This is a genomic window from Streptomyces sp. NPDC041940, assembly GCF_055589465.1.
The window spans coordinates 360,808-382,207 of sequence record NZ_JBVJBP010000002.1 but is presented as its reverse complement, the minus strand read 5'-3'; the positions used below and the strand labels follow the sequence as shown (position 1 = coordinate 382,207).

16 protein-coding genes are annotated in these 21,400 nt (G+C 72.9%); 7 read left to right on the top strand and 9 right to left on the bottom strand.

Annotation, left to right across the window (positions count from 1 at the left end; genetic code table 11):
• Window positions 1–68: 68 nt before the first annotated feature.
• Window positions 69–1,799 (bottom strand): LuxR family transcriptional regulator AbsR2, encoded by a 1,731-nt coding sequence (locus tag ACZ6I3_RS06405; RefSeq protein WP_469412220.1) that lies wholly within the window; start codon window positions 1,797–1,799, stop codon window positions 69–71.
• Between the two features lie 95 nt (window positions 1,800–1,894).
• On the opposite strand from ACZ6I3_RS06405, the gene absR1 reads away from it, so the two are divergent.
• The 5 genes from absR1 to ACZ6I3_RS06380 all read left to right on the top strand — a co-directional run bounded on the left by absR1 (window position 1,895) and on the right by ACZ6I3_RS06380 (window position 9,017).
• Window positions 1,895–2,980, top strand: a complete 1,086-nt coding sequence (absR1, locus tag ACZ6I3_RS06400; protein ID WP_469412217.1) for a beta-glucuronidase AbsR1 — start codon at window positions 1,895–1,897, stop codon at window positions 2,978–2,980.
• Window positions 2,981–3,363: 383 nt separating this feature from the next.
• Window positions 3,364–4,647, top strand: a complete 1,284-nt coding sequence (locus ACZ6I3_RS06395) for a cation:proton antiporter (protein ID WP_469412215.1) — start codon at window positions 3,364–3,366, stop codon at window positions 4,645–4,647.
• Between the two features lie 55 nt (window positions 4,648–4,702).
• Window positions 4,703–5,593, top strand: a complete 891-nt coding sequence (locus ACZ6I3_RS06390; protein ID WP_469412213.1) for a hypothetical protein — start codon at window positions 4,703–4,705, stop codon at window positions 5,591–5,593.
• On the top strand, window positions 5,590–6,687 hold the full coding sequence (locus tag ACZ6I3_RS06385) for an ATP-binding protein (protein ID WP_469412211.1): 1,098 nt from the start codon (window positions 5,590–5,592) through the stop codon (window positions 6,685–6,687). Before ACZ6I3_RS06390 ends, ACZ6I3_RS06385 begins: the two co-directional genes overlap by 4 nt.
• Window positions 6,688–6,740: 53 nt before the next feature.
• The gene (locus ACZ6I3_RS06380; RefSeq protein WP_469412209.1) at window positions 6,741–9,017 is read left to right on the top strand and encodes a hypothetical protein; all 2,277 of its coding nucleotides are present in this window, start codon (window positions 6,741–6,743) and stop codon (window positions 9,015–9,017) included.
• Here ACZ6I3_RS06380 and ACZ6I3_RS06375 read toward each other — a convergent pair.
• From ACZ6I3_RS06375 to fxsA, 3 genes are all read right to left on the bottom strand, one after another.
• Complete coding sequence (locus ACZ6I3_RS06375) at window positions 8,995–9,990, bottom strand: hypothetical protein (RefSeq protein ID WP_469412208.1); 996 nt, start codon at window positions 9,988–9,990, stop codon at window positions 8,995–8,997. The genes ACZ6I3_RS06380 and ACZ6I3_RS06375 overlap by 23 nt on opposite strands.
• Window positions 9,991–10,068: 78 nt before the next feature.
• A complete protein-coding gene (gene fxsT / locus ACZ6I3_RS06370) occupies window positions 10,069–13,689 on the bottom strand; it encodes an FxSxx-COOH system tetratricopeptide repeat protein (protein ID WP_469412206.1) in 3,621 nt (1,206 codons plus the stop codon).
• A 124-nt stretch (window positions 13,690–13,813) separates the two neighbouring features.
• Window positions 13,814–14,008, bottom strand: coding sequence for an FxSxx-COOH cyclophane-containing RiPP peptide (fxsA, locus tag ACZ6I3_RS06365; protein ID WP_469412204.1), 195 nt, complete (start codon window positions 14,006–14,008; stop codon window positions 13,814–13,816).
• A 199-nt stretch (window positions 14,009–14,207) separates the two neighbouring features.
• Between fxsA and ACZ6I3_RS06360 the strand changes: the two genes are divergently transcribed.
• Window positions 14,208–15,440 carry an FxsB family cyclophane-forming radical SAM/SPASM peptide maturase gene (locus tag ACZ6I3_RS06360; protein WP_469412202.1) on the top strand — a complete coding sequence of 411 codons (1,233 nt, stop codon included), beginning with the start codon at window positions 14,208–14,210 and terminating at the stop codon, window positions 15,438–15,440.
• Window positions 15,441–15,457: 17 nt separating this feature from the next.
• Window positions 15,458–16,807 (top strand): HEXXH motif domain-containing protein, encoded by a 1,350-nt coding sequence (locus tag ACZ6I3_RS06355; protein ID WP_469412200.1) that lies wholly within the window; start codon window positions 15,458–15,460, stop codon window positions 16,805–16,807.
• An 89-nt stretch (window positions 16,808–16,896) separates the two neighbouring features.
• Here the strand turns inward: ACZ6I3_RS06355 and ACZ6I3_RS06350 are convergent, their stop codons facing one another.
• From ACZ6I3_RS06350 to ACZ6I3_RS06330, 5 genes are all read right to left on the bottom strand, one after another.
• Window positions 16,897–16,974 (bottom strand): 50S ribosomal protein bL37, encoded by a 78-nt coding sequence (locus tag ACZ6I3_RS06350; protein WP_370443954.1) that lies wholly within the window; start codon window positions 16,972–16,974, stop codon window positions 16,897–16,899.
• A gap of 153 nt (window positions 16,975–17,127) precedes the next feature.
• On the bottom strand, window positions 17,128–18,315 hold the full coding sequence (locus ACZ6I3_RS06345; RefSeq protein ID WP_469412199.1) for an ABC transporter ATP-binding protein: 1,188 nt from the start codon (window positions 18,313–18,315) through the stop codon (window positions 17,128–17,130).
• A gap of 26 nt (window positions 18,316–18,341) precedes the next feature.
• Window positions 18,342–19,175: a carbohydrate ABC transporter permease gene (locus tag ACZ6I3_RS06340; protein ID WP_469412196.1), complete on the bottom strand. Its 834-nt coding sequence runs from the start codon at window positions 19,173–19,175 to the stop codon at window positions 18,342–18,344.
• Window positions 19,175–20,092: a carbohydrate ABC transporter permease gene (locus ACZ6I3_RS06335; protein ID WP_469412194.1), complete on the bottom strand. Its 918-nt coding sequence runs from the start codon at window positions 20,090–20,092 to the stop codon at window positions 19,175–19,177. The genes ACZ6I3_RS06340 and ACZ6I3_RS06335 overlap by 1 nt, the downstream gene beginning before the upstream one ends.
• Window positions 20,089–21,369, bottom strand: coding sequence for an ABC transporter substrate-binding protein (locus ACZ6I3_RS06330; protein ID WP_469412192.1), 1,281 nt, complete (start codon window positions 21,367–21,369; stop codon window positions 20,089–20,091). The genes ACZ6I3_RS06335 and ACZ6I3_RS06330 overlap by 4 nt, the downstream gene beginning before the upstream one ends.
• Window positions 21,370–21,400 lie beyond the last annotated feature (31 nt).

Sequence of the window (21,400 nt, the reverse complement as noted above, 5' to 3'; positions counted from 1 at the left end):
GCGGGCGGGCTGGAAGGCGGCCTGACCCGTCCCCTGTGCGGGTCAGGCCGCCGGTCTCCGGGTGCGGCTCAGGCCGGCTGGGCCTCCGGCACTTCGGTGAGCCACGGCAGGGCGCCGCGGTCGTTCGCGCCGAGCCGGGCGTAGGCGCTGTACAGGTGGTTGCCGACGGTGCGGATCGACAGGGTGAGGCGTTCGGCGATCTGCCGGTTGCTCAGGCCCGCCGCCGCGAGGGTGACGATCTGCCGCTGCCGGGCCGTGAGTTCGCCGAGGACAAGCCCGGACAGCGCCGGTGTGCGGGCGCCCTGGCAGCGCCGGGCCAGGGCCACGGCCCGGGTGCGGGAGTGCCGGGCGGCACGCGGATCGCGGTGAGCGCCGACGGCCTGGGCGTGCGCCTCGGCGGCGAACAGCGTGAAGCCGCGCCGCTCCAGTTCCTCGGCCACCTCGTCCAGGGCCGGGCCGTCGGCGCGGGTGAGCGCGTCGGCGTGCCGGGCGAACACGCCGGTGAGCCGGTCGATGACCTTCTCGGGGGCGCCGAGGCGCACGGCGTCGTAAGGGTCGGCGAGATCCGCGAGGACGGTGTCGAGGTCACCCCGGCTGTCCACGGTCGCGGAGGCCCGGGCGAGTTCGTCCCGGCACGACGCGTCCTCCGGATCGCCCCGCAGACCCTCCCGCGCCCAGGCCTCCGCTTCCCGAAACTCCCCGCGCAGCCGGGCGAACCGGGCGCGTACGGCGGCGTACCCGCTCGGCAGCGTGCCGCCCTCGGCGACCAGCCACTCCCCCACCGGCGTGGGCACGGCCCGTACGTCCGCTCGCTCGATCCCGTGCGCCAGTGCGGCCGACTCGGCGTCGAGGGCGGCGGCGTACACGTCCGGTGTCCGGGCCAGCCGGCGCGCCCGCAGCCGGCCGGCGGCTGCCCTGAGCACCGGGCCGTGCAGGGGGTGTGCGAGGCGGACGGCGCCCGCGTCGTCGACGTGGATCAGGCCGTCGGACTCCAGGACTTCCAGGGCCCCGATGTCCGCGTCGTCCAGACGCAGCGGCAGGGGTTCGGCGAAGGCCAGGCGGTCCAGGGTCTCGCGTTCGCGAGGGCACGCGCGGTCGAGGACGGGGGCGGTGCGCTCCCGCACGGCCGTGGTCAGCGGCACCGGGCCCCGCCATGTGCGCTCCTCGGTGCCCGGGACGTGGGTGAGCCGCCCGCGCACGGCGCCCAGCAGGTCGCGCAGCAGCCGCAGATCGCCCTGGCTCAGGCGGCGCAGCCGGCCGGCGGTGAGGGGGTCGAGCGGGCCGGCGCCGGCCGTGAGGAGCTGTGCGATCTCCTCCTCGGCCGGCGGCTCCAAGGTGAGACGCGGCAACAGCTCCCCGGTCCACAGCCGGGAGATCGCGCCGGGCACCGGGGCACCGTCCGTGGCGACGACCAGCAGACGGGTGCGGCCCTGCACGGCGAGTTGGTGGACGAGGGCGGCGGAGGCGTCGTCGAGGAGGTGCGCGTCGTCCACGACCAATGTCCGTACGCCGGCCAGGAGCTGGACCGCGCGGTGCAGGGTGACCGTCTCGGGCAGCAGATGGGCGAACGCGGCGAAGGGAAGGGCGCGGCTCTCGGGCGTACCGGCCGCCCGGGCGCAGTCGGTGCCGCGGACCGCCTCGGTGACGAGGCGGGTCTTGCCGCAGCCCGCCGGGCCCGTCACCACGATGCCGCGGCGTCCGCCGGTCAGGGCCCTGCGGACCAGCTCCAGTTCGTCCTCCCGCCCGGCGAACGGCCAGGGCAGCTCCAGGGGTGTCACGTCCCGCTCGTAAGTCGTCACACAGACATGAGCGCGGCTACTCACTTCTGATACAGGGCGACTTGAGTAGCCTCCGACTCAGGCGCCCGGGACGGCCCGCGGGGCAGGCTGTGGCCATGACCGCACGCTACTGCTCGCTGGCTCAGGCGCCGGCGCCCGCCTTCGCACCGGGGCTGGCGGCCGAGCGGCTGAGCGCGCTCGCGGGCGGGCGGCGGATGTGGGTCAACGGCACCGTTCTGCACTACTGGTTCTTCGACGGCGACACCGACGCGTCCGTCATCCCCGTGCCGGGGAGGGGGATGACGCGACGCGTGTCGTGGGCCGGCGCCGAGGAACAGCGGGACGTGGTGCGCGCCTGCTTCCAGGAGTGGCAGGACCTCGGCGGCGGGATCTCCTTCGCCGAGGTCGACGACCGCTCCGAGGCCGAACTGCGCGTCGGGTTCCAGCTCGGCGACGGCTCCTGGTCGGCCGTGGGCCGCGACGCGCTCCTGGCCGGCCGGCACGAACGCACCATGAACTTCGGCTGGGACCTGACCGCGCCCGGGGAGCGCGGGACGGCCCTGCACGAGATCGGGCACGCGCTCGGCATGCTGCACGAGCACCAGAGCCCGTTCGCCGGCATCCACTGGGACGACGAGGCGGTGTACGCCGAACTGGCGGGCCCGCCCCACCACTGGAGCCGGGAGAGGACGCACTACAACATTCTGCGCAAGCTCGACCCGGACGAGGTCAACGCCTCCGTCTGGGACCCGCAGTCGATCATGGAGTACCCGTTCTCGTCGGGTCTTGTCCTGGAGCCGGAGCAGTACCGCGCGGGTCTCAACCCGCCCGGCACCCTGTCCGCCGCCGACAAGGAGTTCGTGCTCCGCTGGTATCCGCCGGCGGAACCGGCGGGACCCTCGGAACTGGTGCCGTTCCGCTCGGCCCCGCTCGGTCTCGGCCCGGGCGAACAGGCCGACTTCGTCGTCGACCCGCCGGAGACCCGCACCTACACGCTGGGCACCTTCGGCGACAGCGACGCCGTCGTCGTGGTCTTCGAGGAGCGGGACGGGGAGCCGCGCTATCTCGCCGGGCAGGACGACGGGGGGACCGCACGGAACGCCACGATCAGCGCCCGGCTCGTCAAGGGCCGCCGCTACCACGTCCGCGTACGCCTGTACTCCGCCTGGGGTTCCGGCGAGACGGCGGTGATGTGCTGGTGACAGCACCGACGCGCCGCGCGGACACCTGAGCCACAGTCCGGCACCGGGGGAGCGGGGGGGGGGGGGGGGGGCGCCGGGGGGGGGGCCCCCCCCCCCCCCCCACGCCATGTCCTGGTGCACGGGGCCGGGGCGGGGGCGCACGGTCGACGGACGCGGGGCGTACCGGTCCCAACCTTGTGGATCCACCCCACGGGTGAAGAGCGTTCATCGGCGGCCGACATGGGGCATCGTGCAAGGGAACGGCTGGCAATGGCGTTACGCCGTCCGAGTATTGATGCCTACGCTTGATTGCTCTCGCGGCTGCACGTCCGTACCGGAAGACGCACGAGGTGCCGGCGGCCCGACTACGCTCGCGGCGTAACACCGGGGGATGGGGGGAGCAGGTGGAGACGTCCCGACGCGATCGTGCCCGGCGGCCGAACCTGCCGGCGGCGGTCCCGGCCGTCCTGCTGTGGGCGCTGGGCGCTCTGGTTCTGGGCATCGTGATCGGTCTGGCGGCGGACCCGCCGGGCCTGGTCGGCACCACCGGGTACGTGTTCGGCACCGGACTGCTGCTGGCCGTGGGCCTGTACGGCAGCACGTACGGCATCGAGCTCGCCGATCTGCGCCGTGATCTGCGGGGTGTGGTGGCGGCGGTCACGCTGGGCGTCGTCCTGAAGGCGGCGATCGTCTCGGGCGTCATGGTCTGGGCCTCCGGCCGCCCGGAGTATCTGGTCCTCGGCATCGTCGTCGCACAGATCGACCCGTTGTCGGTGACCGCCCTCGGCAGGGACAAGCACATGTCGCGGCGCGCCCGGTCGCTGCTCACGGCATGGGCGTCCTTCGACGATCCGATGACGGTCCTGCTGACGCTGTACGTCGCCGGGTACGCCTACACGGCCGCGGGACACCCGGGTGCGCCGTCGGTGGTGGGCGGCGGAGCCCGCGGCTATGCCCTCGGACTGGCGTTCAACGCGCTGCTCCTGGTCGGTGCCCTGGCCCTGTGGTGGGCGGGCGGCAGGCTGTGGCCGGCACGGCGGGCCCGGAAGGAGTCCGCGGAGTCCGCCGGGCCCGGTGAACTCGACCGCCCCCGGCGGCCGGTGACACCGCTCGGCGCCCTGCTGGTCGTGGCCATGCTCGTGCTCGCCGCGGCGAACATGCTGATGCTCGCGGTGGCGGTGGCCGGACTGTTCCTCCGCGCGCGGGCGTTCGCCCGTCCGCTCGGGCGAGCGGTCACCAGCGCCTTCCTGCTCGCGACGGCTCTGCTGGGCCTGTTCGCCGCCCAGGGGGTGTCGCTCGGCTCGGGGGTGCTGCTCGGTGCCTCGGCGTTCGGCGCGCAGGCGGTGGTGGCCGCGCTGCTGATGCCCCTCTTCGTCCGCGGCCTGTCCCGAAGGGACCGGATCCTGCTGGGGATCGGTCAGCAGAACGGCCTGACGGCCGTGCTGCTCGCCCTCACCCTCGAACGCGACTTCCCGAAGACGGTCGGCATCGTCGCCCCGGCCGTGGTGACCGTCAACCTGCTGCACTACGGGGCGCGGATCGCGTTCGGCTGCTGGTCCCGCCACCAGGCCTGGAAGGACCGGCAACCCGAGGGCGGACAGCGGCGTCTCCCTCGGCGTCCGGCGGCCTCGGACGGCAAGGCGGGCGAGACACCGACGGCGACCGACGGACTGCGGTCCTCCGCTTAGCCGAATGTCGTGCGGCGGCCGGGACGGGTCGCGGCCAGGGGAACGGGGAGGCCGGATGGGTGAGCGGAGAGGGAGCCGTGCCAGGCGTCCCCGCAGGCGACCGCGCTGGAAACCCGTCCTGCTGCTCGGCACGCTGCCGCTCCTCCCCGCGACCGCCGGACAGGCCGCCGCCGACACGGGCCGGAGCGATGTCCGGCTGGTGTACTGCCTCGCCGACGAGCACCGGGGCGACCTCGGGGACGCGGCGGTGCGGCTCGGTGTGGTGCGGCGGGCCCCGGGTCCGGCCGGCGGTGCGGACGCCGTACGGGTGCCCGGCCGCAAGGGCGGCGTGATGTCGCTCGACGACTGGGCCGGCAAGCACCCGGGCGACTTCGAACGGGTCTGCGACGCGGTCATGGCCGCAGCGGGAGACCCGCCGGGGGCGTCCACGGACCAGGGCGGCGGTGGGCTGGGCGGGTTCACCGACGGGGCTCTGCTGCTGGTGACCGGCGCCGTGCTCACCGTACTCGGGCAGAAGACGGAACGGATCTCGGCGGAGCGGCGCACACACGGCCGGCAGCTCTCGGCGGCCGTGCTGGAATTCCGGAGGATCGCATGGCTGTATCTCGCGGAGTACGAGCAGGTGGCCGAGACGGACCACGCCGAGGTGTCGCGGGCCCGGGAGGCGCTCAGCGGCCTCCTCGCCCTGGTACCCGGCCCGGCCGCACGCCGCTCGGCGGCCCAGCTGCTGGCCGGCTCCCTGCCCCTGGCGGACAGACTGCCGCGCAGCCGGGACGGGCGACTCCTGCTACCGAACGACAGAAAGAACGAGGCGGACGCCGTGCGCACCACCCTGGACCGGCAGACGCGGGAGGTGGGCGATCTGCTGCGCCCCGCACCCGTGTGGTGGCTGCGCGGATCACGACACAGCGGCCGTCCCACAAGCTCCGGAGGACAACACGGATGACCAACTCCGACTGGGCTAACCCCTACGGAGTGCGCAAACCGTACGGATCGAACGGCGCGGGCAACGGCGACGGCCGTGACAACAGCGCGAACGGTTCCGCCACGCTCAGCGCCGACCACCCCCTGGTGCCCTGGAAGCAGCCGGACCACATGCACCAGTGGGTCGACGTCGACCACTCCCGTGACGCACTGGACCGCTTCGAGGAGGACTGGCCCCACCTCGGCGAACTCCTCGACTCCAGTTCGGGGCACGGCCGGGTGGTGGTCGTCAGCGGACAGCCCGGCATGGGCAAGACATCGCTCATCCACCGGTGCATCCACGAGGCGCGCCGGCGCATATCGGCGGCGGCGCCCGCGGCCGGGAACCCGCTCGTGCTGTTCGCCCCGACCGCGGGGCTCGACAACGACGGCCGCCGGATCAGTGTCGACCCGGACGGCCGGTCGTTCGCGCCGACCCGGCTGATCAACGCCCGCATACGCCGCGAGATAGCCAAGAAGCTGCTGCTGCACGAGTTTCCCGAGCCCCGGGTGCAGGCGATCATCGCGGAGGAGGACCCGTTCCAGGCCTACAGCGAGATGAGCGACCTGCTCGTCCAGCACAACGCGCTGCTCTTCGTCGTGATCCCGCACATCCGGTGGAACGACGCCCATCTCCGGGCGGCGTTTCTGCGCACCTGTCTGAGCCCCGCGCACCCCAGGATCGTACTTTTCGTCGAAGTGAGCCACGGCGCCACGGAGACGCCGAGGGATGTGACCGCCGCCTTCGGCGGATCACCGGCGGTCACCCATCTCGCGCTGCGCGAGCTGGATTCCGGGGACATCTGGAGGTTCAGCCACAGCGCCCGGGCCGCCGGCGGCGGACCGCACGGCCTGGTCGAACCCGACAGGAGTTCCCTGATGGCAGCACACGACGAATGGAAACCCTCCGACGTACGCGAACTCCGCAAGGTCTTCCACTCGGCCGCGAACGCCCTGCGCAGCGCGCCTCACCCCTGGCCGATCGACGCCGACGCGCTCAGACCCCACTGGGAGAGCCGGCGGGCGCGCCGCGACGCCCTGCTCCGTGAGCCGATCCTGCCCCGCCCCGGCGGCTGACGCCCGCCACGCCACCCCGACCGAGCCTGTCCGGACCCGCAAGGAGTGCCATCGTGGCCGCAAGCAGCGCAGACACCTGGTACAGCAATCCCTTCCCCTTGGTGCCGGTCGTGCGGCTCGGCCCGTCGGCAGACCTGAGCGAGGCTCCGGTCGAGGCCGCGGACTCGGGCAACGCCCATGTCTCCACGCAGTTCCTCGAGGATCTCGAGTACCTGGTGCGCGACTACCTCCGGGACCGGCCCCGGGGCGGCCGGCGCGGCCGGGCGATCGCCGTGGTGGGAGAGTTCGGCCTGGGCAAGAGCCACGCGGCGCGCGAGGTCTGCAACAAGCTCGCCCGCCCGGACGGCCCGGCGATGTGGATCGTCGACGAACCGGTGCAGGACTTCGGCCGCATGTACCGCGACCGGCTGCGCGGCCCGGCGGACACCCCGGAGGGCAAGGCCGCGTTCGAGGAACTGGTCCGGGACTACTACGCCTATGTGACGGCGGCCCGGGTCGGCGAGCAGAGTTCCGACACCCGGCCGGGCCGGCCGGACGACATCCCGCTCGGCGACATCGCCCTCGACGACATCGCCACCGGGCTGCGCGACCGCGTCCTGGACCCGGACAAGGTGGTCTCCGCCCTGCGCTACGACCCCGAGGTGATGCACGCCGATCTGCGGGTCACCCTCGGCGAGGTCACGGAACACAGGAGGTTCGCCACCGCGTTCGCCCTGCTGCAGGACCCCCGGTTCACCTCGATGGTCTGGGCGTGGCTGACCGGTGACGAGCCCGCCCCGCAGCTGAGGGAACGCGGCATCAGGGACGCTGTCACGGGCATCGACCCGGTCTTCGACGCGCTGGCCGTCCAGGGCTTCCTGCACGGCCGGGTCGGCAAGCCGTACGTCCTGCTGATCGACTCGCTGGAGAAGGTGCTGGACTGGCCGGAGGACTCCCGGCGTACGTTCGTCGACGCCTTCGAGCGTCTGGTCAACGTGTATGTGAGCCGGGGCGGGCTGCTGGTGTTCTGCACCTCGCCCAGCGGGCTCAACGCGTTCCGCCCGAGCCTGCACGAGCGGGTGGTGCAGCTGTGGCCGACCCGCTTCACCGCGGAGCTGACGGCGGATCTCGTCGCCGAGTACGTCGGTTCGGGTGCCCGTCCGGGCGCTGCCCAGGGCGCCGGCGCGATCGAGCGGTGGCCCGCGCCCTTCGGTTCCGAGTCGGTCGCGATCCTTCAGGAACTCACCGGCGGGGTGCCCCGGGAGATCCTCAAGACCTGCCACCAGGCCTGGCAGTTGAGCGAGGACGGCGGCGGCACGGTCCGGGAGGTGACCCCCTCGACCGTGCTGCGGGCCGTGCGCGGTCTGCACGACAACGTCTCCGAGGACCAGGTGCTCTCCACGATCCATGACGCGCTGGCCCTGGGGCAGTGGCGCATCGCCTCGGTCGATCCGGTCCCGGAGCGAGGGCCCGACGCCGACGGGCCGCTGGTGGTGGCGTACTGGCTGGAGCCCTTCCCGAACGCCTACATCGCGATCGTGGTCACCCCGTCGGTGCTGGTCGCGGACGAACACGAGCGCGTCACCGCGCATGTCCGGGCGCTGCGCGGCGCGCTGTATCCGGCCCGGGCCGAGGTGCTGCTGGTGGTCAACGGCCATGTGTCGCGGACCATGCGGGAGCGGCTGGCGCGCTCACTCGGATCGCAGCCCCTGCTGTACCGCCCGGGTGACTTCGAGCGGGCCGTGAACGAGGCCCTTGACCGGCTGCGCGCCCGGCTCACGGAACTCCGCAAGGAGGCCGATCTCGCCGAGCTGACCAGCGAGTTGCGCGGTGCGCTCGGGGAGCACAGTTCCCAACTGGGCCGGCTGCGCCGGACGGTGAGCGATCTGGCCCGGCGTGAACTGGTCGCGGCGGCACCCGGCCCGGCGCGCACGGTACTGCCGGAGCCGGTCGAGGGCCGGTTCGAGGAGGTCTTCTCGCTCCTCGACGCGGCCGTGGAACGCCTGGCCGGCCGTTCGTCCGGCGCGGGCCCGGACGGGAGTCCTCCCCTGCGGGCGGGGCGGGCCGATCTGACGGCGCTGGGCTGCGCCACCCTGGTCCGGCAGCTCACGGAGAGGTTCCGCGCGGGCGCCGACGCCTGGTTCCGTGCCACCTCGTCCGGCGTGCGGTCCGAGGAGCAGTGGGCGGGGCTGCGCCGGGTCTGCCGGGAGTACGAGACGGCGGTCGAGGTGCTGCCCGTGCAGTCCCTCGGCGGTTCCGGTCCGGTCCACCGGCCGACGGCGGCGCGCGCGGTGGAGGCGCTCGCCGACGAGGTCTGGGGTGGGCTGGTCAGTGCGGTGCGGGCTCCGTGATCTCGCGCAGGGCGCCCGCCAGTTGCTGGAGCCGGCTCTCCGCGTGGGCGACCTGCCGCTGGTCCAGCGTCACTCCGAGGACGTAGTCACGGGGCGACAGCCAGGTCACGTACACGGAGCCCTCCTGGACGTCCAGGACCAGACGGTCGGCGGGCGGCCGCACCACCAGCCGCAGCGCGTCGGTCAGCCGGGCGAGATGGCCACGCAGGCTCTGGGCGAGGTCGCGGTACCCGGTGCGGCGTGAGCGCACGCTGGTCTCCAGGAAGCGCGGGCCGAGTTCGGCGTTCTCGAAGACGTCGCCCGCGCAGACGAGTTTCCAGTCCCGGTAGAAGGCCGCGTAGTGCAGGTCGATGGTGTTGACGTGACCGCCCCACAGGGCGCGCAGCCGCATCTCGGACAGATTCTCGTGCTCGGCGGCCGCCGTCCCGAAGTCGATGCGCAGCTTCTCCTTGTGTTCCGGCAGCGGGTCCGGAGGGTCCGTCAGGCCGCCGGGCAGTTCGTCGGGCAGGTGGTGCACCTGGGTGCGGATGGTGGAGACGAGGGTGTTCATGGCCGCGTCGGCGGCGGGCATCCCGCCGGGCGTGTCGGTGAGCGCGGCCAGGTACTCCCCCGGTTTGACGCGGCCGCCCCACAGTCCGCCGTGTGCGTTGGCGACCACGACGCGCATCAGCTCGCCGGTGCCCAGGGGCCGCATCAGCGCGCCCAGGTCCTGGGTGCACAGCAGGAGCCGGCTGCCGGGCAGTGCCTCGTCGGCGATGTCCTCGCCGCCCACGGTGACCAGGCCGGCCAGCGGGGCGCAGTCGGTTCTGCGCAGGACGAAGTCGATGATTCCGTTGCTGTAGTGGGACACCGACCTGAGGGCGGGGGCGCCGGCGAAGGCCCCTTGGCACAGCCCGGTGATGCGGCCGTGGCCCTCCGGGAACCAGTGCGACTCGGTGAAGAGCTCGGTCTCCGGGTGCGGGGCTGCTGCCACGTACGCTCACCTTTCCGTCGGGGAACCGGCCGGGCGCCGGGCCGGTGTCCTGCCCTGGGTCCGGCACTGGGTCCGGCCCTAGATGCCGGGCAGTTCCAGATCGATGTCGAAGTCCCTGGCCGGTGCCGTGCCGGCGGTGGTGCGGGAGGTGAGCCACGCGTGATGCGCGCTCACCCGCCGGCCATCGGGCCGATGCCCCATGTCCAGGTCCCGCAAACGGCGCAGGGCGCCCGCGGCGAGTCCGGTCGCCTCGTCCACGCGCCCGGCCGCGGCCAGGGTGGCCGCGAGGGAGTTCTCCGCGGCGGAGACCCAGGGGTGGCTGTCGCCGAGCCGGTCCTCCAGGAGGTGCAGGGCGTCCCTGCCGGTGACCTCGGCCTCCTCGACGGCCCCGGTGGCCCGCAGGTACACCGCGTGCCGGACCCCGGCCAGTCCGGCGTAGGGGTGCCAGGTGCCGAGGGTGTTCTCCAGGGCGTGGCCGCACTGGCGGGCCTCGTGTTCGGCCTCGTCGTGCTTGCCGAGCGCGTGCAGGTCGGCCGCGAGGCTGAAGCGGCAGCGCAGGGTGTCCAGGTGGTCGGAGCCGAACCGGCCGGTGGCTTCGGCGAGCACCCGCCGGTCGCGCTCCAGGGCCTTCTCGTAGCCGTAGACCCTCTCGTGCGGGCGGGCGGAGTTGTAGGTGATGCGCCGTTCGCTGACGGCCAGGCCGAGTTCGATGCTCAGCCGGGTGCCGGTCGCGATGTCGCCGTGCCGGTGCAGCCACTGCCGCAGCAGGTCCTGGGACTCCGCGTCGCGGCCCAGTGTGCGGTAGACCCAGGCGAGCAGGTCTGCGGAGCGCCAGACGGCCGGGTCGTCCTCGCCGCCGGCGGCCTGGCGGTAGCGGAACCGGGCGAGGAGCCTGGCCAGCGAGTCGGCGGCGCGTCCGCTGAGGGCCTCCGTGAACGCGAGGTTGTGCTCGGCCTGGACGGTCGCGCGGTGCCGCGGTCCGAGCAGCAGCGTCAGGCCCTCCAGCACCGGCCGGGCCTGGAAGAGCGCGTCGGAGAACCTGCCCAGGGAGCGCAGCACGGCGCCGTGGGAGTCGGCGGACAGCAGCGTCCTCGGGTGCAGGGGTCCGAGCAGTCTGCGGTGGCCGCGCAGGGCCTGTTCGGAGAGCTGGCGGGCCTGTTCGTAGGCACCGTCGAGACGGTGGGCGCGGGCGGTGAGGTTGAGCAGGCGAAGATACTCCGGTGACGGGTCGTCGCCCCGCGGGCTCCAGGCCTCCCGCGCGCGCTCGGAGATGTCGAGCAGCCGGGCCAGGTCGGCTCTCTCGCCGCGCTGGCTCAGGGCGTTGAGATGGCGCAGCATGGAACGCCGGACGCGGGGGCGGTCGTCCTCCCACAGGCGCAGCGAGTACACCTCGCGTGCCCAGTCGGCGGACAGGCCGCGGTTCTCGTCCGGGGTGAACTCGGCGAGGGTGCCGCGCAGCACCTGCTCGATGCGGGCGCGCTCGGCGCGTCTCATACCGTCGCGGACGGCGTCCCGTACGGCGTGGTGCTGTCCGAGGGGCTGGTCGGGCCGGTCGAAGTCGACCTCCAGGAGCCCGACCCGGGACAGGGCCCACAGGGCGACGCTCACCATGTGCTCGTCGGGCAGCCGGGTGTCGGCCGGGGGGCGGCTCGTGCCGAAGTCGTGGGTGTCGTCGCGGGCCAGCTCCGCGAGGATGTGTCTCGACCTCAGCAGTTCAAGACCCATGCCCCGGCCGGTGAGCAGCGAGGCCGCGTTCAGCAGCCAGCCGAGGGCGTCGCTGGTGCGGCTCTCGGCGCGCCAGGCGGCGGCGCCCGGGGTGTGCAGCACGGTCTGCCGGGCGACGCTCACCATGACCGTCACGGGCGGGGCCGCCCCGTCCCGTTCGAGCAGGGTCTCCTGGGCCGTGCGGTACTCGGCGAGGAGGTGTGCGACGGCGGCGCGGGCCGCGGTCCGGTCGCCCATGCTGTCGTCGCGCCGGTGTGCCGCGGCGCGCTCGGCGAGGCAGAGGGCGGCGATGCGCACGGCGAGCGGGACGAAGCCCAGGACCTGCCCGACCCGCTGGGCCTGCTCCTCGTCGATCTCCGCGAGGCGTTCGCCGAGGACGGCGCGGCATTCGGCGGGCGACATGGGCGGCAGGGCGAAGGCCGCCATGTCGTCCGTGGCGGGGGCGGCGCGGCTGGTGATGAGGACGTGCCCGCGGGCGTGGGGCGTGGGCAGCAGCTCCCGCAGCCCGTCGGGGGCTTCGGCCCCGTCGTAGACGAGCAGCCAGCTCTGGGTGTCGGCGCGGGCGAGGTGGTCGAACAGGGCCGGGGAGGCGCCGTCTCCGGTCGTGACCAGGTCCAGCCGGCCGGCGAGCCGGTTCAGGCCGCGGCGGACCCTGGGGAGCTCCCAGGAGCGCACCCACCACACCACGTCGTAGGCGGAGCCGAAGCGGTGGCACAGCTCCCGCACGGTCTCGCTCTTTCCCCAGCCGCTCGCGGCGTGCACGACGAGCGGGGTGTGGTCCCGGCCGGCGGTGTGCAGTTGCTCCAGGAGACCGCCGAGGACGTCGTCCCTGCCGACGAAGCCGCTGTAGCGGGGGGCGACGTTGGTGACGGCGGGCAGCCGCGGGAACCGCGCGCCGGGCGGGCCGTCCGCCGGGGGCGGGGCGCCGAGGCCGAGCCCGGCGTACAGCCGCCGCACGGCCTCGTCCTCGTCGGTCCCGCGCAGGTCGATGCGCTCGTGGTGGGCGGCGCCCGCGTCCGGGAAGGGCTCGTCGGCCAGGACGATCCGGACGTCGGGGTGGGACAGCGCGGCGAGCTGGGCCAGCGCCGCGTGGTCCATGTCCGCCGGGGAGAGGAACAGCAGGGCCGTACCGGGGGCCGGACGGTCGCCGGAGTAGGCGTCCTGGGCGCGCAGTTCGGTACGGATGCCGCCGCGCCGGAACTGGTCCTCGAGCCAGGCGGCCCAGGGGGCGTGGCGCTGGGAGTGGACGAGGGTCACCCGGCTGAGCGGCACCGGCCGCCGGTTGCGGAGCCAGTCGGCGAGCCGTTCGTAGTAGGGGCGCAGCCCGGTCACCGAGCCTTCGGGCTCGCTCTCGACGGCGAGTTGCCGGGTGTCCAGGTAGAGCGGGTGGTACGGGATCTCCAGGAAGGCGACCTCGGAGGTGCGGGAGGTGCGCGAGAGGGGGCCGAACTTGCGGCGGACCCGTTCGCGGGCGCCGCGCAGCCTGTCGTGCGACTCGACGTTGCTCTTCAGGCCGAGGGCCAGCAGTCGTACGGGCCGGTCGGCGCGGCCGCCGCTCAGCTGCTCGGCGAGGGCGGCGGCGCCGTCGATGGACCAGGCCGTCATGGCGAAGCCGAGGACCAGCGAGTCGGCGAGGGAGCCGAGTCTGCCCTCGGGCGGTGCGCCGGGCGCGTCGGGCAGCGGGGCCTCGACGAGGACGTGGTCGTGGCGCAGGGCGTCGGGGTCCGAGGCGAGGGCGAGGAGGGAGGCCGCGTCGGGGCGGGCCACGGAGGCGATCCGGCCGGGCACGGGCTCGGGCACCGGTGCGCCCGCCGGTGCGCCGGTGGCGCGGCCGTCCACGATGAGGACGCTGCGGTTGCTCGCGGCCAGCAGGTCGGCGACGTTGCGGAGGGTCGTGCTGACGCCGAGGTTCTCCGCGGTGGAGCAGAAGAGGACGAACCGTCCCGAGCGGTCGGCTGCGTGGGTGTCGGGCATGGCCACTCCGCTTCGGACGGCAGGTGCTGGACGGTGGTGCACGACAGTCAGGGACGGTCAGTATAGGGCGGATTGCCCCTGATCAGGCGGTTTCGCGCTCGACGGCGTCGCCACGCGGCGCCGGTCACTGGCTCTCGCTGAACCCGGTGACGAAGGGATCTCCCGCCGTGCGCCCGGTGCGCAGCCGGCGCAGGGTCTCCCCGAGCACCGAGGGCGGCAGCGCGGCGAGGTCGTCCAGCGGCACGTCGGTGAGGTCCAGCACGACGGACTCCAGGGTGGCCTCGCCCTGCTCGGCACCCGCTTCCTCGCGCTCTGCCATGGCCCATCCTCCGCGGATCGTGTCCAGTGTTGACGTCCCCACCGGGTGGCTCCCGAAACCGGCTACTTTCGGGCGGGGGCCGCGGGGACGACGGAATTGCGATGTTGACGGTCTGTCACCGGCCCCGAAATACTGGGCCAAATGGCGTGGCCGACCGAGTGAACACCGGGTCGGCCGGCATGCGAACCGGGGGGTACGTATGAATCGACTGCGCCATGCGGAGCCGCCGTGGCCGGTCGCGGCCGACGTCGTGGCGAGGGAAGCCGCCGGATGGGTGCCCGCCCCGTTCCACTCCTTCGTGCTGAAGATGCACAGCCGCTGCGACCTCGCCTGCCGCTACTGCTACATGTACCGCTCGCACGACACGGGTTGGCGCGAGCAGCCGCGGGTCATGGCGCCGGACATCCTCGACCGTACGGCCGAGCGCATCGCCGGGCATCTGGCGGCGCACCGGGTGCGCGAGGCAGGGGTGGTGCTGCACGGCGGCGAGCCCCTGCTCGCCGGGGCAGCCGCGCTCGGCCGTGCCGCCTCGGTCCTGCGCTCCACCGTGGGTCCCGGGGTACGGCTGCACCTCGCGCTGCAGACCAACGGCGTACGGCTGACCGAGCGCTGGCTCGACCTGTGCGCCGCGCACGGCATCCGGGTCTCGGTCAGCCTGGACGGCGACCGCGCGGCACACGACCGGCACCGGCGCGGCGCCGACGGGCGCGGCAGCCACGCCCGGGTCGCCGCCGCCCTGCACCGGCTGGCAGACGGGCCGCACCGCGAGCTGTTCGCGGGCCTGTTGTGCACCATCGACCTGCGCAACGACCCGGTGCGCTGCTACGAGCACCTGCTGACGTACCGGCCGCCGGCGGTGGACTTCCTGCTGCCGCAGGGCAACTGGCACACTCCCCCGCCGGGGCTGCGGCCCGGCCTGCCGGGCACGCCGTACGCGGACTGGCTGTGGCGGGTGTTCGAGCGGTGGTACGGGGCCAGCCGGCGGGAGACCCGGGTGCGGCTGCTCGAGGACATGATGGCGCTGCTGCTCGGCGGTGCCCCGGAGACGGAGGCGCTGGGCCTGGCCCCGGTGCGGTACGCCGTGGTGGAGACGGACGGCTCCCTCGCCCAGGACGACACGCTGCGCACCGCCTATCACGGCGCCGCACGGACGGGTCTGCACGTCGGGCGCGACTCCTTCGACGCGCTGCTGCGCCACCCGGGCGTCGCGGCCCGCCAGTGGGGCGCCGACGGGCTGTCCGCGCGGTGCCGCGACTGCCGGCTGCTGCGGGTGTGCGGGGGCGGCCACTACGCCAACCGCTACCGCCCGGCCACCGGGTTCGCCAACCCCAGTGTCTACTGCGCCGAGCTGACCGCCCTGATCGACCGGGTCAGGGAGCGGCTGGCCGGGGACCTGGACCGGCTGCGCGGCGGCCCGGCGGAAGCCGCATGAGGCCGGTGCCGCTCCGTATGCCCGGCAGGCTCTTCACCGAGGTCGCGACGGGCGGCGGCGGGGCCGAGGCCATGGAACTGCTCGCCCGCGCCGAGTACAGCCGCCGCCTGGCCTGCGCCCACGCGGTCACCGGGGCCGCCCGCGACTTCGGCGGCGGCGTGGCCGATACGGCCGGACACGCGTGGGAACTCCTCGCCGCCGCGCACCGGGCGGGTCCCCGGGCGGTGTCGGCGGTCCTGACGCACCCGTCGGCGGGCACCGCGCTGATCGGCCTGCTGGCCCGTCTTGACCGTGCCGTCGAGGGCGAGGCCGGTGCGGCGAGCGAGCTTCCGGTCCACCGGCTCAGCGCCCTCGCCGCGGCCGCGGCGGTCCGCGCGGGGGTGCCCGCACGGGTGCGGTGGCCGCTGAGGGCGGACCGGGTCTTCCTGCCCTCGCTCGGCGGCGCCCGCTTCCCGGGTGCCGGCCCGGGTGACGAGGCCGAGGTGGTGGTCGGTGCCGACGGAGCGGCCCGGATCGGGGTGGCGGGACGGAGTTCCGTGCCCGGCCCGGTCGACGTGCCGCGGGCCCCCTGGGCATCCGGATCGACGGGACGCTGGCAGTCAGCACATCGGCTCCTGGTGCTGGACACCGGCGCGCCGCTGCTCCTGGACGACATCGACCCGCTGCGCTTCCCTGGCGTCCCGGAGCAGCCCCTGGGCCTGGCGGCGGACGATCTGCGCTGGTGGGAGGCCACGACGCGGGAGGCCTGCGACACACTCCGGTCCCATCACCCGGGAACCTACGCCGAACTGGCCGCCGGCCCCCGCACCCTGGTCCCCCTCGACAGCACCGGCAGCTTCAGCGGCAGCAGCGCGGAGGCGTTCGGCTCCATGGCGTTGTCCCGGCCGCGCACCGGGCGGGGTCTCGCCCTGTCCATGGCCCATGAGCTGCAGCACAGCAAGTTCGCGGCCGTGCTGCACCTGTTCGACCTGTTCGAGCCGGGCGGTGAGGAGCGCTACTACGCGCCCTGGCGCCCGGACCCCCGGCCGCTGCTCGGACTGTTCCACGGGGCGTACGCGCATCTGGGCGTGACGGACTTCTGGAACCGCCGCCGGGACGTGGAGCGGGACCCCGGGGAACTCGCCCGGGCCGAGGCCCAGTTCGTCCGCTGGCGTGCGGGCGCCCGGGAGGCCACGGAGGTCCTGCTGGCCTCCGGCCGCCTCACGCCGCTGGGGCAGCACTTCGCCCGGACGATGCTGAACACCCTCGACGCCCTGTGCCGCCTGCCCGTACCGGCCGAGGCCCGGCGCCGGGGGCTGGCCCTGGCGGCGGAGCACCGGGCGGAGTGGGTACGGAGGAACGGCGTGCCCGAGGCGCTGCTGATCTGACGAAGCCTGCTCGTACCGTGCCTGCGAACGCGATCGGGTGGGTGGCATGTGCCACCCACCCGATGCATCGGCGTACCCGCAGGACTTTCTCAGGACTGCGGACGGCTGCCGTGGTTCGCGCCGTTCTTGCGGCGGGCCTTCTTCTTGCGACGTCGCTTCGAGGACATCGAACCTCCTCTTTCTTGCTTCCTGGTCACTATCCACCGGATTGTCGCATCCGGTGATCACAGAACGCCTTTCCAGCCGTCGCCACGGCAAACACACCCGATGCGCATGCACCGGGGTGGCCTACGTCACGGCGGTGGGTGGGCGGTGCCTGGTCAGTCCGCCCGCACCGGATGCGTGAGGTTGGCTCCGGTCGCCGGGTCGAACACATGGGCCTTGGCCATGTCGACGCGCAGCTCCACCGGCTCTCCCTCGCGGGCCCGCGTGGCGGCGTCCAGGCGGGCCACGAGGTGACTGGTGTCGGCGCCGGTGTCGCGCAGGCCCGACTCCCTGGCGAGCTCCTCCAGCTCGGCGGTCTTCGCGGGCCCGCCCTCCGCGGCGAAGTAGACATACGCATCGGAGCCCAGCGACTCCAGTACCTCCACGGTGGCGGTGAAGACGGGGCCCCTCCGGTCCCGGTCATGGGACAGGGCCACGTCCTCGAACGCCTCCGGCCGCAGCCCGACGATGACCTCGCGGGGCGCGTTCTGGCGTTCCAGCGACTGCCTCGTACCGTCGTCGAGAGTCAGGTCGCCCAGGGGCGAGCGCAGGGCACCGCCCTCCAGAGTGGCGTTCAGGAAGTTCATCGCCGGGGAGCCGATGAAGCCCGCGACGAAGATGTTGCGCGGCAGGTCGTACAGCTCGGCCGGTGTGCCGATCTGCTGGACCAGGCCCTGTCGCATGACCACGACGCGGTCGCCCAGCGTCATCGCCTCGGTCTGGTCGTGGGTGACGTACACGGTGGTCGTGCCGAGGCTCCGCTGCAGCCGGGAGATCTGGGTGCGCATCTGTACCCGGAGTTTGGCGTCCAGGTTGGACAGCGGCTCGTCCATCAGGAACGCCTTGGGATCACGGACGATCGCCCGCCCCATGGCCACCCGCTGGCGCTGCCCGCCCGAGAGGTTGGCGGGCTTGCGGTCCAGGTGGTCGGTCAGATCGAGAACGCGGGCGGCTTGAGTGACCTTGGCGTCGATGGTGGCCTTGTCCACCTTGGCCAGGCGCAGCGGGAAGCCCATGTTCTCCCGGACGTTCATGTGCGGGTACAGGGCGTAGCTCTGGAACACCATGGCGACGTCGCGTTCCTTGGGAGCCAGGTCGTTGACGACTCGGCCTCCGATGCGCAGGGTGCCCTCGGTGATGTCCTCGAGTCCGGCGATCATGTTCAGGGTGGTGGACTTGCCGCAGCCGGACGGACCGACCAGGATCACGAACTCGCCGTCGGCGATGTCGAGGTCCACGTCCTTCACGGCGAGGGACCCGTCGGGAAAGCGCTTGGTGACTCCCTCGAGGATGATCTCGGCCATGGGTGGTGCCTCCTTGCCTTCCCCGTTCAGCCCTTGACTGCCCCGGAGGTCAGTCCGGCGACGATCCGCCGCTGGAAGAGCAGGACGAAAACGATGATCGGGATGGTGATGACCACAGCGGCGGCGGCGATCGACCCGGTGGGCTGCTGGAACTGGGAACTCCCGGTGAAGAACGCGATCGCGGCCGGCACGGTGCGCGCGGACTCGGTGGACGTCAGCGAGATCGCGAACAGGAAGTCGTTCCAGCAGAAGATGAAGACGAGAATGGCCGTGGTGAACACGCCGGGCGCGGCCAGTGGCGCGATGACCAGCCGAAAGGCCTGCGCGGGCGTCGCCCCGTCGACCTTGGCGGCCTTCTCCAGATCCCAGGGGATCTCCCGGAAGAACGCCGACAGGGTGTAGATCGCGAGCGGCAGCGAGAAGGTCATGTACGGGATGATCAGCCCGATCCAGGTGTCGAAGATCCCGATGATCCGCTCGATGTTGAACAGCGGTGACACCAGGGAGATCGGCGGGAACATGGCGATCAGCAGGGACATGCCGATGAGCACCCGCTTGCCGGGGAACCGCAGCCGGGCCACCGCGTAGGCGGCCATGGTGCCCAGTGCCACCGCGATCACCGTGGCGATCAGGGCGATGCCGATCGAGTTGATCAGCGCACGGGTGAACTCGGCCGTCTCGAAGATGCCCCGGTAGTTCTCCCAGGTCCAGTCCCTGGGGATGTAGTCGCCGTCCGTGAGGGTGCCGGGGTCCTTGAACGACAGCGCGGCGATCCACCACACCGGGAACAGGGCGTACAGCACCACCACCACGTTGAGGACACCCCATCGGGCGGTATGTGTCTTTCCCACGGCGGCCATCAGCGCTTCACCTCCGCGCCGGGTGCGGCGGTGCCGAACAGTTTGACGAAGGTGAAGGCGATGATCCCGACGCAGATGAAGATCAGGACCGAGATCGCCGACCCGATGCCCAGGTTGAGCGCGGTGAACAGGTTGTCGTACCCGAGGATCGACAGCGAGCCGGTCCCCTGGGCGCCCGCGGTGAGGATGTAGATGTTGTCGAAGATCCGGAACGCGTCCAGGGTGCGGAAGAGCAGTGCCACCAGGATGGCCGGCTTCATCAGCGGCAGCATGATCTTGGTGAAGCGCTGCCAGGCGGTGGCGCCGTCCACCATGGCCGCCCTCAGCGTCTCCTCGGGGACCAGCGCGAGGCCCGCGAGCAGCAGCAGGGCCATGAACGGCGTCGTCTTCCACACCTCGGCCAGGATGATCAGCCAGAGGGCGGGCCACTGCTCGGTCAGCGGAGCCTCTCCGCTGGGCAGCAACCCGGCGAGGTATCCGAGGTCCGGGGTCCAGGCGTACTGCCAGGAGAAAGCGGCGACCACGGTGACGATCCCGTACGGGATGAGGACCGACGTGCGGACGACGCCGCGCCAGAAGATCGTGCGGTGCATCACCAGGGCGAGCCCCATTCCGAAGACCAGCTCGATCGCCACTGACACGGAGGTGATGAACAGCGTGACCCAGAAGGCGTCCCACCAGAACGGGGAGGACAGCACCGCCCCGTAGTTGCTCAGGCCCACGAAGTCCGCCCGTCCGGGAAAGCGCAGGTCGTACCGCTGGAGGGACAGATAGACGGCGTATCCGATGGGGTAGGCGGTCACAGCGATCATGACGACGACGGCGGGCGCGCAGAGCAGCCAGCCGAGCCGGCGCTCCTGCCTGGCGCCCGCCGAGAGTGCCGCCCGGTCCGGCGCCTCCGGTGCGTGCTGGTTCACGGGATCACACCCTCGGATCGCAGGGCATCGTCGATCTGCTCCCTGATCGTGTCGACGGAGCTCGCCGGTTTGATCGCGGACGGCGGAGACAGCGTGTGGGAGACCGCGATCGACACGTTCTGGTAGACCGGGGTGATCGGGCGGACGCTCGCCGACTCCAGGGCGGCCAGCACGTCCTTGGAGAAGGGGTACTCCTTCATGAACGCGGGCTCGTCGTAGAGGGTGCGCAGCGTGGGCGGCAGGCCGCCCTCGAGCGCGGCGGTGAGCTGGTTCTCCCGGTTGCGCAGGCACAGCGCCGCCTCGAAGGCCAGGTCGGGGTAGCGCGAGTAGGCGCTCACCGCCAGGTCGATGCCGCCGATGGTGGGCCGTGCCGGGCGGTTCGCGTCGACCCGGGGGTACGGCGCCCAGCGGAAGTTCTTGAACAGCCCGGGGTTGTTCGCCTTCATCGACGGATAGACGAACGGGTAGTTGATCTCGAACGCCGCCACCCCCGCCTCCATGGCGAGGCGGTTCTGGTCCTCCATCTGGTTGGGCAGGGAGGGGTCCGCGGCCGGGGACCTCGCCAGATCGCGCATGATCCCGGCGGCCCGCACGGCGGGAGGACCGAGGGAGGGCTCGGTCGCGCTCGCGTTGAGGATGGAGCCGCCCGCGCTGTTGATCAGTGAGTTGAACCAGACGGTCAGGCCCTCGTACTGGGCGCCCTGGATCTCCACGAAGTGCGGCTTGCCCTGCCGGGCGAGGGCCTCGGCCATGTCCAGCATCTCGGCCCAGGTCCTGGGCGGGGTGGGCACCAGGTCCTTGCGGTACCACAGGAGTTGGGTGTTGGTGTTGTACGGGACGGCGTACAGCTTGCCCTTCCAGGTCGAGGTCTGCAGCGGCACGCGCAGGGTGCCCTCGACGGCCTGCCGCTTCGCCGACCCCGTCCATTCCCGGATCCAGCGCGCCTCGGCGAACTCCGCCGCCCAGGTGACGTCCAGGCCCAGGATGTCGAGCGAGTCGTCCTCGGCGGCGAGCCTGCGGACCATCTGCTGGCGCTGGCCGTCCGCGGCGCGCGGAAGCTTGTTGTAGCTGATCCGGTAGCGGCCGCCCGAGGCCTGGCCGCACCGGTCGGCCGCCTTCTGGAGCGCACCGGAGTCGTCCGGGAAGTTGTACCAGTTGAGGGTGGGCCTGCCGGAGTCCTCGTCACCGCCACAAGCGGCGAGCACCGACGCCAGCAACGGCAGTACGGCGAACGCCCGCAGCCATCGCGTCCCTCTGGGACGTCCCCTCGCGTGCACGCGCTCCACACCTCGCTCCCGGACGGTGGCA